We start from the raw sequence: 15138 nt of genomic DNA, 5'->3' as shown, positions 1-15138 counted from the left end.
AAAGTGACGGAAACCGAAGTGACAGTAAATGCAGGAACTGCGCCGCAGGCCGCAGCATCCGCCCCCGCCGTCCTGGTGCTCGAAGACGGCCGCATCTTCCGCGGCCGCAGCTACGGCGCGCAGGGTACCGCCCTGGGGGAAGCGGTCTTCGCCACCGGCATGACCGGCTACCAGGAGACCATTACGGACCCGTCCTACGCACGCCAGCTGGTGGTGCAGACGGCACCGCACATCGGCAACACCGGTGTGAACAGCGAGGACGCCGAATCCCGCCGCATCTGGGTGGCCGGCTACATTGTCCGTGACGCCGCCCGCCGTCCGTCCAACTGGCGGTCTGAGCGATCTCTCGACTCCGAACTCGTCGAGCAGGGCATCGTCGGCATCCAGGGCGTGGATACCCGGGCCATCACCCGCCACCTGCGCGAGCACAAGACCATGCGCGCCGGCATCTTCTCCGGCGAGGCGGCCAAGGCCACCGACAAGGAACTCGTCGACACCGTACTCGCCAGTGAGCCGATGGAAGGCGCCCGGCTTGCCGAGGAAGTCAGCATCGACGAAGCCTACGTGGTGGAGCCCAAGGACCACGGCTGGGACGGCGACGCACGCTTCAGCATCGCGGCGATCGACCTAGGCATCAAGGCCATGACGCCGGTGCGCTTCGCCGAGCGCGGTGTCCGCGTGCACGTGCTGCCCGCCACGGCCACCATCGACGACGTCAAGGCCGTCAGCCCTGACGGCTTCTTCATGTCCAACGGCCCCGGCGACCCCGCTACAGCTGACAACCAGGTCAAGCTGCTCCGCACCGTCCTGGACGAGAAGCTGCCGTACTTCGGCATCTGCTTCGGCAACCAGATCCTGGGCCGCGCCCTCGGCTTCGGCACCTACAAGCTGCGCTACGGCCACCGCGGCATAAACCAGCCCGTCATGGACCGCCGCACGGGCAAGGTGGAGATCACCTCGCAGAACCACGGCTTCGCCGTCGACGCCCCGCTGGACGGCCCCACCAACGCGCCGGAAGAGCGCTACGGACGGGTCGAGGTCAGCCACGTCAGCCTGAACGACGAGGTCGTGGAAGGCCTGGCCTGCCTGGACATCCCGGCTTTCTCTGTCCAGTACCACCCCGAAGCTGCCGCCGGCCCGCACGACGCCGCCTACCTCTTCGACCGCTTCATCAAGCTGATGGAAGACACTAAGCCAAACACCGACGGCCGCACCGCCAACCTGTCCAAGGAACCCGTGGACGCGCAGCACCCCGCAGAGGCCCAGCAGAACCCGGCCGAGCCGCACACGACTGACAACAAGACTGAGGACAAGAAGTAATGCCCAAGAGAACTGACCTTAAGAGCGTCCTGGTCATCGGTTCCGGCCCGATCGTCATCGGCCAGGCCGCTGAATTCGACTACTCCGGCACGCAGGCCCTTCGCGTCCTCAAGGAGGAAGGCCTGCGCGTCATCCTCGTCAACTCCAACCCGGCCACCATCATGACCGACCCGGAGTTCGCTGACGCCACCTACATCGAGCCCATCACCCCCGAGGTGGTGGAGAAGATCATCGCCAAGGAGCGCCCGGACGCCGTGCTGCCCACCCTGGGCGGCCAAACGGCACTGAACACCGCCATCGCGCTGGACAAGAACGGTGTGCTGGAGAAGTACAACGTGGAACTGATTGGCGCGAACATCGCCGCGATCGAGCTCGGCGAGGACCGCGAGAAGTTCAAGGGCGTCGTGGAGCGCTGCGGCGCCGAGTCCGCCCGCAGCCACATCATCCACACCATGGACGAGGCCCTGAAGGCAGCCGACGACCTCGGCTACCCCATGGTGGTCCGCCCCTCCTTCACCATGGGCGGCCTCGGTTCCGGCCTGGCGTACAACGAAGAGGACCTGCGCCGGATCGTCGGCCAGGGCCTGCAGTACAGCCCCACCAGCGAGGTGCTGCTCGAAGAGAGCATCCTGGGCTGGAAGGAATACGAGCTCGAGATGATGCGGGACAAGAACGACAACGTGGTTGTCGTCTGTTCCATCGAGAACTTTGATCCCGTGGGCGTGCACACCGGCGACTCCATCACCGTTGCCCCGGCACTGACCCTTACCGACCGCGAATACCAGCGGCTGCGCGACATCTCCATCGCGGTCATCCGTGAGGTCGGCGTGGACACCGGCGGCTGCAACATCCAGTTCGCCATCGATCCCGCGACCGGCCGCGTAGTGGTCATCGAAATGAACCCGCGCGTGTCCCGCTCCTCGGCGCTGGCGTCCAAGGCCACGGGCTTCGCCATCGCCAAGATCGCCACCAAGCTCTCGCTGGGCTACACCCTGGACGAGATCCCGAACGACATCACCCAGAAGACCCCCGCCTCCTTCGAGCCGACGCTCGACTACGTGGTGGTCAAGGTCCCGCGGTTCGCGTTCGAGAAGTTCCCCGCCGCGGACCCCACGCTCACCACCACCATGAAGTCGGTGGGCGAGGCGATGGCCATGGGCCGCAACTTCACCGAAGCCCTGCAGAAGGCCCTGCGCTCCTTGGAGCAGAAGGGCTCGCAGCTGGACTTCAGCTCCGTCCCCGAATGGGAAGTCCCGGAGCTCATCGAGAAGGCCAAGCGCCCCACGACGGAACGCCTGCACCAGGTCCAGCGCGCCCTGCTCGGCGGCGCCAGCGTGGAGGAACTCCACGAGGCCACCAAGATCGACCCCTGGTTCCTTGACCAGCTCCAGCTGCTCAACGAAATCTCCCAGGAGATCCGCCACTCCGGCGCCCTGACTCAGGACATGCTCCGCAACGCCAAGCGCCACGGCTTCTCCGACGAACAGATCGGTTCGCTGACGCATAACTCGGAGGCCGTTGTCCGCGGCGTCCGCCAGGCACTGGGCATCCGCCCGGTCTACAAGACCGTGGACACCTGCGCCGCGGAATTCGCCGCCTACACGCCGTATCACTACTCGGCCTACGACGAGGAGGACGAGGTTGCGCTGCACTCCAAGCCGTCCATCCTTATCCTCGGCTCCGGGCCCAACCGCATCGGCCAGGGCATTGAGTTCGACTACTCCTGCGTCCACGCCTCGATGGCACTGCGCAAGGCCGGCTACGAGACGGTCATGGTCAACTGCAACCCGGAAACCGTCTCCACCGACTACGACATCTCCACCCGGCTCTACTTCGAGCCGCTGACCCTTGAGGACGTCCTCGAGGTCATCGCGGCTGAGGAGCGCACCGGCGGCGTGATGGGCGTCTTCGTGCAGCTCGGCGGCCAGACCCCGCTGAAGCTGGCCCAGCAGCTGGCCGACGCCGGCGTGCCGATCCTGGGCACCTCGCCCGAAGCGATCGACCTCGCCGAGCACCGCGGCGCCTTCGCCCGCGTGCTGGACGAAGCTGGCCTGGTTTCCCCGAAGAACGGCACTGCCGTCTCCTTCGAGGACGCCAAGAAGATCGCCGACGAGATCGGTTACCCCGTCCTGGTCCGCCCGTCCTACGTCCTGGGCGGCCGCGGCATGGAGATTGTCTACGACGAGCCCAACCTGTCCCGCTACATCGCCAACGCCACCGAAATCACCGCCGAGCACCCTGTGCTGATTGACCGGTTCCTCGAGGACGCAGTCGAGATCGACGTCGACGCCCTCTTCGACGGCACGGACATGTACCTGGGCGGCATCATGGAGCACATCGAGGAGGCCGGCGTTCACTCCGGCGACTCTGCGTGCGTCCTCCCGCCCATCACGCTGGGCAACAATGTGCTGGAACGCGTCCGCACCGCCACCCGGGCCATCGCCGAGGGTGTGGGCGTCCGCGGCCTCATCAACATCCAGTTCGCGCTGGCCTCCGACGTCCTTTACGTCCTGGAAGCCAACCCGCGCGCCTCCCGGACCGTGCCCTTCGTGTCCAAGGCCACCGGCGTGCAGATGGCCAAGGCCGCTGCCCTGATCGGCACCGGCGTGACCATCGGCCAGCTCCGCAGCGCGTACAAGATTCTCCCGGAAACCGGCGACGGCTCCACGCTGCCGCTGGACGCGCCCGTGTCCGTCAAGGAAGCGGTCCTGCCGTTCAGCCGCTTCCGGACCCCGGAGGGCAAGGTCGTGGACTCCCTGCTCGGCCCGGAAATGCGTTCCACCGGCGAGGTCATGGGCATCGACAAGCACTTTGACACCGCCTTCGCCAAGAGCCAGGCCGCGGCGAACAACGCCCTGCCCACCGAGGGCAAGGTCTTCGTTTCCGTGGCGAACCGCGACAAGCGTTCGGTGATCATGGGCGTCAAGCGCCTCTCCGACCTCGGCTTCGAGATCGTTTCCACCGGCGGCACCGCCGACGTGCTGCGCCGCAACGGCATCCAGGCCACCCCGGTGCGCAAGGTGGCCGAGGGCAGCAGCGCCGAAGGTGAAGGCACCATCGCCGACCTCGTGATTGCCGGCGAAATCGACATGGTGTTCAACACCCCGTCCGGCGGCGAGGCCCGCAGCGACGGGTACGAACTCCGTGCCGCCGCCACGTCCATCGGCATCCCCTGCATCACCACCGTGGCCGAGTTCAACGCCGCCGTCCAGGCGATTGAGGCCCTGCGCACCTACGCCTGGTCCGTGACCAGCCTGCAGGAGCACGCCGCAGCGCTCGTTGCGTCGCAGGAGGCCGCCCTGCAGAAGGCAGCCGCGCAGAGCCCGGCAGCGCAGAATGCCTGAGGCAGGGGACACTGCCGCAGGCGCCGGCCGGGAGTCGTTCGGCTCCCGGCTGGGCCGGGCCATGGCGGACCGCGGTCCGCTGTGCGTCGGGATTGATCCCCATCCCGCCCTCCTGGGCAGCTGGGGCCTGAACGACGACGTCGCCGGCCTGAGGCGCTTTTCGCTCACCGCCCTGGAGGCCGTGGCTTCGCTCGCTGCCGCGGTCAAGCCGCAGGTGGCGCTGTACGAACGGCACGGGTCGGCAGGCATGGCGGTACTCGAAGAGGTTCTCGCCACTGCCCGGGACGAGGGCGTGCTGACCATCGCCGACGCCAAGCGCGGCGACATCGGCTCCACCATGGCCGCGTACGCCGACGCCTGGCTCCGTGACGGGTCGGCCCTCGCCGCGGATTCCGTGACGCTGAGCCCGTACCTCGGCTTCGAGTCCCTCCGTCCGGCCCTGGATCTTGCTGCCGAGCACGGCCGGGGCGTGTTTGTCCTCGCGCTGACGTCCAACCCGGAGGGCGCCTCGGTACAGCACGTGGGCGGAAACGATTCCGTGGCACGCCGGATCGTTGAGGCCGCAGCCGCGGAAAACGAACGCTACTCCGGGCCCCTGGGCTCGGTGGGCCTCGTGGTGGGAGCCACCGTGGGCACGGCGCTGGCCGACCTGCAGCTTGACCTCGGTGCCGTCCGCGGCCCGATCCTCGCGCCGGGCCTGGGCGCCCAGGGGGCAACCCCGGCAGACCTGCGCCGGACCTTCGGCACCGCCTATCCCCAGGTCCTGGGAACCTCCAGCCGCGACATCCTCAAGGCCGGCCCCGGCGTCCGGGAGCTGACCGAGGCGGCGGAGCGCACCCTCGCCGGACTCCGCTCCGAATAGTCCATTGATTTCTCCGGCCGGCAGGGAGTAGGTTCAGGACAAATCCGTGGCTGCTCCAACGCCGCCGGCCGCGGATCCGTTGGCTGACCCCAGGGGAAATGACCGTGAGCTTGCGACCCTTGTCACCGCAGGAACGTTCCGACGCACTTAGGAAGGCCGCGGCGGCAAGGGCTGCCAGGGCCTCAGCCAAGGAGCGGCTCAAATCCGGAGAGCTGACCGTGGCCCAGATCCTGGACTCCGGCGGCACCGAGGAGGCCATAGCGCGCATGCGCGTCTCGGAACTCCTCGAGGCCCTGCCGGGGATCGGGAAGGTCCGGGCCGCGGCCATCATGGACAGCCTCGGCATCGCCGCATCCCGCAGGGTCCGGGGGCTGGGCATCCACCAGCGCCGGGCGCTGGTAGATTTTATGAACGAGAAATAGCTTCATCCGAACAGAGTCATCTGTAGACCGTCCAAAGGAATACGTGAGCAACAAACCCGGACTGACAGTCCTCGCTGGTCCTACGGCTGTTGGCAAAGGCACCGTGTCCACCTATATCCGCGACAACTATCCCGAAGTCTGGCTGTCCGTGTCAGCCACCACCCGGGCCCCGCGGCCCGGTGAGGTCGACGGTGTGCACTACTACTTCAAGTCCAAGGAAGAGTTCGAATCCCTTGTGGCCGCCGGCGAATTTCTGGAGTGGGCCGTGGTGCACGGGCAGAACACCTACGGAACCCTGAAGAGCACCGTCAACCAGGCCATCGCCGAGGGCCGCTCCGTGCTGCTGGAGATCGACCTGCAGGGTGCACGCCAGGTGAAGGAGGCCGTTCCGGACGCCCAGTTCGTGTTCCTGGCACCGCCCAGCTGGGAAGAACTCGTCCGCCGGCTGGTGGGCCGCGGCACGGAATCGGCCGAGGAACAGCAGCGCCGGCTGGAAACCGGTAAAGTAGAACTTGCTGCTGAACCGGAGTTCGACCACACCGTCATCAATGACGACGTCCGCCGGGCAGCAGACGAGCTTGTTTCACTCATGGGGCTGACCCCGCACCCGCGCCAGCCGCAGACGCCATCAGCCCGCTAGAAATTTGGAGAATTCGTGTCCACGAACCTTGAAGGCATCATCAACCCGCCGATCGATTCGCTGCTCGAGGCGGCCGATTCCAAGTACGGCCTGGTGATCTTCGGTGCCAAGCGTGCACGCCAGATCAACGCCTACTACGCGCAGCTGCACGAGGGCCTGTTCGAGTACGTCGGCCCGCTGGTTGACACCAAGCTGAACGAGAAGTCGCTGTCCATCGCCCTGCGCGAGATCAACGAGGGCAAGCTGGTTTCCACGCCGATCGAAGCTGCAGAGTAACCTCCGCAGAGTAAACAGACTGCCTGCTGACGGAGTTCACGTGCGCATAGTCCTCGGAGTCGGGGGAGGGATTGCCGCCTACAAGGTGGCATCGCTCCTCCGGCTTTTTACTGAAGCCGGCCATGACGTCACAGTCATTCCCACGGAAGCAGCCACCCGCTTTGTCGGCGTGGCCACCTGGGAGGCGCTGTCCGGGAACCCGGTGACCAACAGCGTCTTCGTCGACGTTGACCAGGTCAAGCACGTGCGGCTGGGCCACGAGGCAGACCTCATTGTGGTGGCCCCCGCCACAGCCGACCTCCTGGCCCGCGCCGCCACCGGCCAGGCCAACGACCTGCTCACCAACACCCTCCTGATGGCGAGCGGCCCGGTGCTGTTCGCCCCGGCGATGCATACCGAGATGTGGCAGCATGCTGCCACCCAGGCGAACGTTGAAACTCTGCGCAGCCGTGGCGTGACCGTCCTGGAACCCGCCAGCGGGCGGCTGACCGGCAGCGACTCCGGCCCCGGCCGGCTGCCCGAGCCCGAAGCCATCTTCGACGCCGCCATGGTGCTCTCCCAAGGGCTGGCGCTTTCCCACGGCCTCCAGTCCGACGCCGTGCTGTCCCGGTCCGCAGCCGGAGCCGCGGACGGTACCTCCACTGGGCCGCTCTTCCCGCTGGCCGGCCGCACCGTGACCATCAGTGCCGGCGGCACCCGGGAGCCCCTGGACCCGGTTCGGTTTCTGGGCAACCGCTCCTCCGGCAAACAGGGTGTGGCGCTGGCCGCCGCCGCGCGCGACGCCGGAGCCACCGTGCGGCTCGTGGCAGCACACATGGAAGTGCCAGCCCCGCCGGGCGTCGACCTCGTCGCCGTCGAAACGGCCCTGCAGCTCCGCCAAGCCATGCTGGCAGCGGCAGCTGATTCCGACGTCGTCATCATGGCGGCAGCGGTGGCCGACTTCCGGCCGGCGGAGGTGTCCGAAAGCAAGATCAAGAAGCGGGACGACACCGCCGACCCCGTGATCACGCTGGTCCGCAACCCCGACATCCTGCACGAGCTGGTCGCGGTCCGCGACGCCGCAGGCAGCAGCCAGCTCGTGGTGGGCTTTGCCGCCGAGACAGGGGACGAGCAGGGTGATGTGCTGTCCTACGCAGAGGCAAAGCTGAAGCGTAAAGGCTGCGACCTGCTGGTGGTGAACCACGTGGGCGCTGACAAGGTCTTCGGCCAGGACCACAACTCCGTGGTCATCCTCTCGCGGGCCGGTTCCGAGCCCCAGTCGGCCTCGGGCTCCAAGCAGGACGTCGCCGCCATTGTCATCGACCGCATCGGCTCCGAACTGAGCCGGGTCTTTCCGCGAACCTGACGGGCGTAAGCAACGTCTCCTTAGCATGGGGACACACGCTGCCGCCCCTCCGTTTGCCAACCAGTAAGGTAGTTGAGTGACTTTACCGCTGCACATTCCAGAATCCCACGGGTCCGCACCCGCCGCGCTTCGGCTCTTCACCTCCGAGTCGGTAACTGAAGGGCACCCGGACAAGATCTGTGACCAGATCAGTGATGCGATCCTGGACGCCCTGCTGGACAAGGACCCCGAGTCCCGTGTCGCCGTCGAGACCATGGCCACCACCGGCCTGGTCCACGTGGCCGGCGAAGTGACCACCGACGCATATGTCGAAATCCCCCAGATCGTCCGCGAGACCATCCTGGGCATCGGCTACGACTCCTCCGCCAACGGCTTCGACGGCGCACGCTGCGGCGTTTCCGTGTCCATCGGCCAGCAGTCCAACGACATCGCCGGAGGCGTCTTCAATTCCCTCGAAGCCCGCGAAGGCCGCCAGGAGGACGACTACGATCTCCAGGGCGCCGGCGACCAGGGCCTGATGTTCGGCTACGCCAGCGATGAGACCCCGTCCTACATGCCGACGCCGATCTGGATCGCGCACCGCCTCTCGGAGCGGCTCACCGAGGTCCGCAAGAACGGCGAACTCTCCTACCTCCGCCCGGACGGCAAGACCCAGGCCACCATTGGGTACGACGGCGACCGTCCGGTTTCGGTCGAGACCATCGTGATCTCCAGCCAGCACGCCGACGGCTTCAGCCTTGACCAGCTGCGGGCCGACCTCGCGACGCACGTCATCGACCCCGTCCTCGCCCTCGCGGACCTGGATATTTCGCGCACCAACAACATCCTGAACCCCGCTGGCGCGTTCGTGATCGGCGGCCCGGTGGGCGACGCCGGACTCACCGGACGCAAGATCATCGTGGACACCTACGGCGGCATGGCCCGCCACGGCGGCGGCGCCTTCTCTGGCAAGGACCCGTCCAAGGTGGACCGCTCCGCAGCGTATGCCATGCGCTGGGTTGCCAAGAACGTGGTTGCAGCAGGACTCGCCAAGCGTGCCGAGATCCAGATCGCCTACGCGATCGGCCAGGCCCGCCCGGTGGGAACCTACGTAGAGACGTTCGGGACCGAGACCGTCGACCCGGCAAAGATCAGCGCCGCGATTGCGGAGATATTCGATCTGCGCCCGCGTGCCATCATCGACGCCCTGGACCTCAAGCGTCCCATCTATGCCAAGACCGCCGCCCACGGCCACTTCGGCCGCGATGACCCGGACTTCACCTGGGAGCGCCTGGACCGCGTGGATGACCTGAAGGCGTACTTCAACGCCTGAGCCGTCCCGTCCGCGGCCATCAGCATCGGGAATGTCAGACCCGTGTGATTGGCTGATGAGTAGGCCAGGACGGAGGTAGGGCGCCATTTCCGCGAACAGCAAGTCTTCACACGGCATGTCTTCGAACCGCATGCCTTCGCACCCAACGCCAGAGCCGCTGCAGCTGTCACTGCTGCAGGGGTTCCCGGCAACGGCCAGGGCCGCCGGCGGGCCGCCGCTGGCCGCCGACCGTCCGGTGGCGCGCGTGCTCATCGAGTCGCCGCTGCCGCACCTGGACCGGCCGTTCGACTACAGCGTGCCCGCGGAACTGGATGAGGACGCCCAGCCGGGCGTCCGCGTCCGGGTGAAGTTCAGCGGCCAGGAACTCGGCGGCTACATCCTGGACCGGGTTGAGGAGTCGGACGCCGGCCAGCCCCTCGTCCCGCTGCACAAGGTCGTCTCGCCGGTCGCCGTCCTGACCCCCGCCCTGCAGGAACTCGCCGGGCGCGTCGCCGCACGCTACGCAGGCACGGTCAGCGATGTGCTTCGCGTGGCCATCCCGCCCCGGGTGGTCAAGGTGGAGAAGGAGCTTGCCGGCGTTGAGCCGGCCGAGCCTCCCGCGGCGGATCATGACCTGTCCGGCTCCGGGTGGACCACGTACCGGAACGGCGCCGCCTTCCTCCGCCATCTTGCGTCCGGAGGCTCACCCCGGGCTGCCCTCAGCGCGCTGCAGGGGTTCGGCCCGGACGGCTGGCCGCGGCTTATCGCGGAAGCCGTGGCGGCGGTCCGGCAGTCCGGACGCGGCGCGGTCGTCGTCGTTCCCGACTACCGCGACCTGGACCGCGTCCAGGCTGCGCTCGAGGACATCCTGCCCGCCGATGACGTTGCGCGGCTGACGGCCGACGACGGCCAGACACCCAGGTACCGCAACTACCTCAGAATCCTCAAGGGTTCCGCGGGCGTCGCCGTGGGCACCCGCTCGGCGGCCTACGCCCCGGTGCAGAACCTGGGACTGGTGGTGTGCTGGGACGACGGCGACGACCTGCACGTCGAACAGCGCTCCCCGTACGCCCACACCCGCGAAGTGTTGCTGCTTCGTGCCGAACAGGAGGGTGCTGCCTGCCTGCTGGCGGGGCACGCGCGCAGCACGGAGGTGCAGCGGCTGGTGGACGCCGGCTGGGCTATGCCCGTGGAAGCCGAACGCACGGTGCTCCGCCGGACGGTTCCCAGGGTCCTCAACACCGCCGACAGCTTTGAACAGGAGCGCGACCCGCTCGCCCGGCTGGCCAGGCTGCCGGGCGCTGCGTGGCGCACCGCCAAGGAGGCACTGGAGCGGGGCCCCGTCCTGGTGCAGGTTGCCCGGGCCGGGTATGCGCCGTCGCTGGCGTGTGAAACCTGCCGGGAACCGGCGCGCTGCCCGTCCTGCCAAGGGCCGCTCGCCATCGCGGGCAGCGCCGCTGTTCCCCAATGCCGCTGGTGTTCGACGCCGGCACCGGAGTGGCGCTGCGGGCACTGTAACGGCGCCCGGCTGCGCCGCGGCGCGGCCGGCGTTCTCCGTACGGCCGAGGAGCTGGGCCGGGCGTTCCCCGGCAAGGCCGTAGTCACGTCCTCCGGCCAGAACGTCAAGGCCACGGTGCCGGATGCCTGTGCGCTGGTGGTGGCCACGGTGGGTGCCGAGCCCGTGGCTCCGGGCGGGTACGCTGCGGCGCTTCTGCTCGACGGCGACTCGCTGCTGCGCCGGGAGAACCTCCGCGCGGGCGAGGACGCCGTGCGGCGCTGGTTCAACGCCGCCAGCCTGGTCCGGCCCGCCACAGAGGGCGGGATCGTCGTCATCACCGCCGACGACACTGCTGCCGTCGGCGCGCTGCTGCGGTGGGACCCGGCGGGCTATGCCCAGCGTGAGCTGGGTCTGCGCGCCGAGCTGCAGCTGCCCCCGGCGGTGAGGGTAGCCGCCGTCACCGGCGGCAGCACCGCCGTCGGCCATTTCACGACGGCAGCCACAAAGCTTCTTGCCGCCGAGGGCGTGGAACTGCGCATTGCGGGCCCGGCCCCGCTGCTGCATACGGCAAGCATCCAAACCCCCAGCATCCAGGCCCCGGGCGTTCAGGCACCGGGCTCGGAAAGCGTGGAGGTGCGCACGCTGCTGTTCATTCCGTACGCGCAGGCCGCCACCGTGACGAGGGTGCTTCGGGCCGCTAAGGCCGCAGGGGCGGCGAAGCGCACCGAGGCCCCGGTGCAGCTGCGGCTCGACGGGGTTGACGTGCTCTGACGGATTGACGCTGCCTGTTACCTGCGGCGTAGTGCGACTACCTCCGCCGCAACGTCCACCAGCTGGCGGGCGGATTCGTCCCAGCTGAATTGCTGTGCGCGCGCCGCCGACCGCCGGGAGATGTCCTGCCAGTGCTGCACGTCGGCGAGGCTGCGCGCTGCGGCGGCGAACTCCGGCGCCGACTCCGGATCAACGTAGGCGGCGGCATCCGCACCCACCTCCCGGAAGATCGGGATGTCGCTGGCGATGACCGGGGTGCCCAGTGCCATGGCTTCCACCAGGGGCAGGCCGTAGCCCTCGGCCTTGGACAGGGTAACCAGCGCGGTGGTGCGGTTCAGCAGTGCCGTGTATTCGTCGTCAGTGACGCCGTTATGGAACACAACGTTCGCGCCGGCGGGGATCTGCGCTTCAAGCTCGGCGCGGCGGTGCGGGGTGATCCGGCTGAGCAGGTGCAGCGTGTAGTCAGGCAGTTCCGCCATCCCGGCGAGCATGGTCTCGACGTTCTTGTAGGGCATGAACGAGCCCATGTAGAGCAGTGTCTTCTCCGGCGCCGCGGCCGGGTCGCGGGGCCGCTGGGCCGGCTGTGGAGCGTTGCTGACGATGCGCACCGGACGGCTGGTCAGGCGGTACTTGGCCATCAGGGCCTCGGTGGTCCTGCTGATGGTGGCGACGACGTCGGCACGGTTGAGCAGGAGCCGCTGGGGCCAGAACGCCTTGTGGTACAGGCGCCACAGGATCCGCACCGGGGCCGGCAGGAAGCCTGGCGGTGCCGGGTGTTCGTAGTAGATGAGGTCGTGCAGGGTCAGTACCAGGCCGTACTTGCGTCCCCACGTCCCCATGGTCTGCATGGGGCACACCACCACATCCGCTCCGAGCTGATTGACTTTCCGCGCCACGAAGAGCTCGGCGGGGGAGAGCGGGCTGCTGATGAGCGTGTACGGAACGTCGGGAAGCAGGGCCAGTTGCCGGAGGTCGCTGATGAGCATGGACACATCGGCGATCTTTGAGACGGCGGCAATGAGGCTGGAGCCGTAGCGGCTGATCCCGTCGTGGTGGTCCGTCCGGGTGAACCGGGCGTCGATGAGTATCTTCACGCGGGGTGGTCCTTAAGGAAGCGGCGGATGAATCCTGCGGCAGGTTCGGGCGTTTCGTAGTGGATCAGGTGGCCGACGCCCGGGATGACATCGAGCGTTGCGTCGGGGAGCAGCCCGGCAAGCCGGTGCTGGTCCCGCAGCAGGGCGATTTCGTCCTTTTCGCCGGCGACCAGCAGCACGGGCAGGGTGAGCTGGGGCGCGACTTCGGCCACGTTGCTGCTGACGGACGCGGTGAAGGATTCCAGCAGGCTCTCCCGGTTTGCGAACGCACTGAAGTACGCGCGGTGCTGCCCGTGAATGAACCGCAGCAGGTCCTTGTCCTTCGTCTTCGCCATGGCCATGCTCATCACCCGCACGATGAGCGGGCTGCGGAGCAAGGCCAGGCCAAGTGGGCGGGGGAGCCGCGCGGAGAGGCGGTAGTACAGCACGGCAAGCCGGGTCATGACGCCCTTGGGGCCTTCGAGCGCGGGCGCTGCAATGGGGTTGACCAGTATGAGCGGGCGGACGGCGTCCGGATGGGCGGCAACGAAGTGGGCGGCCACGATGGAGCCGAACGAGTGCCCCAGCAGTACGGTGTCCGGCCCGAGTCCGAGGGCCGCCATGAAGTCGCTGATGAACCGGCCGTAGCGTTCCACGCTGTGGGCACCGTTGGTGAATGCCCCGGAGCTGCCAAAACCAGGAAGGTCCGGCATGATCAGGCGCATGTCCGGCAGCTGGTCGGCCACCCGCAGCAGCCCGTGGTGGTCGCCGCGGAAGCCGTGGATGACCAGGATGGTCCGCGTATCAGCCGTCGTCTTTTCCGGTTCGTAGACCCAGTAGGCAATGTTGCTGCCTGCCAGCTGCACGGTCGATGCCCGGGTGCGGGCGGCGAGTCCGCTGCTGACGAAGGACGGTGCGGTTGCGGGCTCGGAGTCGGCTGTTCTCATCTGTTGGGGAGTCCTAGTTGACGTTGTCGGGGTGGGAGCCGGTACGGTGGCCGCGGTCCAGGGCCTCGATGTCAGCCATGTCCAGGGCTGAGAGCTCGAACTGGAAGACGTCGAGGTTCTCACGGATCCTGGCGGCAGAGCTTGCCTTCGGGATGGCGACGTTGCCCAGCTGCACCTGCCAGCGCAGGATGACCTGCGCGGCGCTCACCTTGTGCTCGGCCGCGAGGGCGCCGATGACGGGATCCTCCAGCACCTGGCCGCGGCCCAGGGGGCTCCACGCTTCGGTGAGGATTCCCAGCCCGCGGTGCTTTTCCCGGAGCTCAGCCTGCTGCAGCCACGGGTGCAGTTCGATCTGGTTGACGGCCGGCACCACCTCGGCTGTCTCCAGCAGCTGGTCCAGGTGCTGCGGCTGGAAGTTGGACACGCCGATGGCCCGCACCTTTCCCTCGCGGTACAGCGTCTCCATGGCGCGGTACGTTTCCTGGAAAAGTCCCCGCTTCGCGCACGGCCAGTGGATCAGGTACATGTCCACGTATTCCAGGCCGAGGTTGATCATGGACTTGTCGAAGGCCCGCAGCGTGGCGTCGTAGCCGTGGTCGTCGTTCCAGACCTTGGTGGTGATGAACAGATCCTCGCGGGAAGTACTGTGCGCCGCCTCGCCAGAACCACCGGTGGCGGCTTCCGTGGCGAATAGGTCTACCAGGCCCCGCGCCACCCCGGACTCGTTCCCGTACATGGCCGCCGTATCGAAATGCCGGTACCCGGCCTCCAGAGCAGTCGCGACCAGGTTGGCGGTGTCTTTCGGCGGAACCTTGTAAAGCCCGAAACCCAACTGGTCGATCAGCACGCCGTTGTTCAGGCTGAGCCGGGGTGAGGTAGTCATGGATACGACTCTACCGATACCGTGCCGCCACGCGTGTGACCGGCAGGCGCAGTGTCAGCCCTGCGGGGGTTCAGCCCCAGCAGAGACAGAAGGGGTGGCCGGCAGGGTCTGCGTACACCTGGAAGCCCTCGGCGGAGGTGATGTCCTCCGCGGCCTTGAGCAGGCGTGCACCGAGCGACATGGCCTCATCGTGGGCGGACGCGACGTCCTCAACGTACAGGTCAAGGTGGATCTGCTGCGGGTTCCCGTCGGGCCATTCCGGCGGCACGTGGTTGGGTGCAAGCTGAAAGCCCAGGCGCGGCTTCCCGTCGACACTGACCGTGTGCCAGTCGTCGTCCGCGTCCACGGTACCTCCCAGCAGGCCGGCCCAGAAGGCGCTCTCGGCAGGAAGGTCGGCGGCGTCGAACACAACGATCTCTCTGGTGATTTTCATGCGGTCATCCTTGCATGGCTGCACTGATTTTCC

At 67.7% G+C, this 15138-nt stretch carries 13 protein-coding genes; 9 read left to right on the top strand and 4 right to left on the bottom strand.

The window, feature by feature from the left end; translation table 11 throughout:
* The first annotated feature begins 3 nt into the window (after positions 1-3).
* From carA to QFZ23_RS14165, 9 genes are all read left to right on the top strand, one after another.
* Positions 4-1320 (top strand): glutamine-hydrolyzing carbamoyl-phosphate synthase small subunit, encoded by a 1317-nt coding sequence (gene carA / locus QFZ23_RS14205; protein ID WP_306923859.1) that lies wholly within the window; start codon positions 4-6, stop codon positions 1318-1320.
* Complete coding sequence (carB, locus tag QFZ23_RS14200; protein ID WP_306923857.1) at positions 1320-4664, top strand: carbamoyl-phosphate synthase large subunit; 3345 nt, start codon at positions 1320-1322, stop codon at positions 4662-4664. The genes carA and carB overlap by 1 nt, the downstream gene beginning before the upstream one ends.
* Positions 4657-5526 (top strand): orotidine-5'-phosphate decarboxylase, encoded by an 870-nt coding sequence (gene pyrF, locus QFZ23_RS14195; RefSeq protein ID WP_306923855.1) that lies wholly within the window; start codon positions 4657-4659, stop codon positions 5524-5526. Before carB ends, pyrF begins: the two co-directional genes overlap by 8 nt.
* Positions 5527-5624: 98 nt before the next feature.
* On the top strand, positions 5625-5948 hold the full coding sequence (gene mihF / locus QFZ23_RS14190) for an integration host factor, actinobacterial type (RefSeq protein ID WP_043418338.1): 324 nt from the start codon (positions 5625-5627) through the stop codon (positions 5946-5948).
* Positions 5949-5991: 43 nt separating this feature from the next.
* Entirely contained in the window at positions 5992-6588 is a 597-nt protein-coding gene (gmk, locus tag QFZ23_RS14185) for a guanylate kinase (RefSeq protein WP_306923852.1), read from the top strand.
* 15 nt (positions 6589-6603) lie between these two features.
* Entirely contained in the window at positions 6604-6864 is a 261-nt protein-coding gene (gene rpoZ, locus QFZ23_RS14180; protein ID WP_003800778.1) for a DNA-directed RNA polymerase subunit omega, read from the top strand.
* Positions 6865-6904: 40 nt separating this feature from the next.
* Positions 6905-8209 carry a bifunctional phosphopantothenoylcysteine decarboxylase/phosphopantothenate synthase gene (locus tag QFZ23_RS14175; protein ID WP_306923850.1) on the top strand — a complete coding sequence of 435 codons (1305 nt, stop codon included), beginning with the start codon at positions 6905-6907 and terminating at the stop codon, positions 8207-8209.
* A 76-nt stretch (positions 8210-8285) separates the two neighbouring features.
* The gene (gene metK / locus QFZ23_RS14170) at positions 8286-9521 is read left to right on the top strand and encodes a methionine adenosyltransferase (protein WP_214856783.1); all 1236 of its coding nucleotides are present in this window, start codon (positions 8286-8288) and stop codon (positions 9519-9521) included.
* 115 nt (positions 9522-9636) lie between these two features.
* Positions 9637-11769 carry a primosomal protein N' gene (locus tag QFZ23_RS14165; protein ID WP_306923848.1) on the top strand — a complete coding sequence of 711 codons (2133 nt, stop codon included), beginning with the start codon at positions 9637-9639 and terminating at the stop codon, positions 11767-11769.
* A 17-nt stretch (positions 11770-11786) separates the two neighbouring features.
* Here QFZ23_RS14165 and QFZ23_RS14160 read toward each other — a convergent pair whose 3' ends face one another.
* The 4 genes from QFZ23_RS14160 to QFZ23_RS14145 all read right to left on the bottom strand — a co-directional run bounded on the left by QFZ23_RS14160 (position 11787) and on the right by QFZ23_RS14145 (position 15105).
* Positions 11787-12863, bottom strand: a complete 1077-nt coding sequence (locus tag QFZ23_RS14160) for a glycosyltransferase family 4 protein (RefSeq protein ID WP_306923846.1) — start codon at positions 12861-12863, stop codon at positions 11787-11789.
* Positions 12860-13789: an alpha/beta fold hydrolase gene (locus QFZ23_RS14155; protein WP_306923844.1), complete on the bottom strand. Its 930-nt coding sequence runs from the start codon at positions 13787-13789 to the stop codon at positions 12860-12862. The genes QFZ23_RS14160 and QFZ23_RS14155 overlap by 4 nt, the downstream gene beginning before the upstream one ends.
* A gap of 13 nt (positions 13790-13802) precedes the next feature.
* Positions 13803-14672 carry an aldo/keto reductase gene (locus QFZ23_RS14150; protein WP_306923842.1) on the bottom strand — a complete coding sequence of 290 codons (870 nt, stop codon included), beginning with the start codon at positions 14670-14672 and terminating at the stop codon, positions 13803-13805.
* A 70-nt stretch (positions 14673-14742) separates the two neighbouring features.
* Positions 14743-15105: a VOC family protein gene (locus tag QFZ23_RS14145; protein WP_306923840.1), complete on the bottom strand. Its 363-nt coding sequence runs from the start codon at positions 15103-15105 to the stop codon at positions 14743-14745.
* Positions 15106-15138 lie beyond the last annotated feature (33 nt).

Source organism: Arthrobacter globiformis, from assembly GCF_030818015.1.
GTDB lineage: Bacteria > Actinomycetota > Actinomycetes > Actinomycetales > Micrococcaceae > Arthrobacter > Arthrobacter globiformis_C.
The sequence above is the reverse complement of the archived record's forward strand: the minus strand, read 5'-3'. Positions and strand labels throughout refer to the sequence as shown.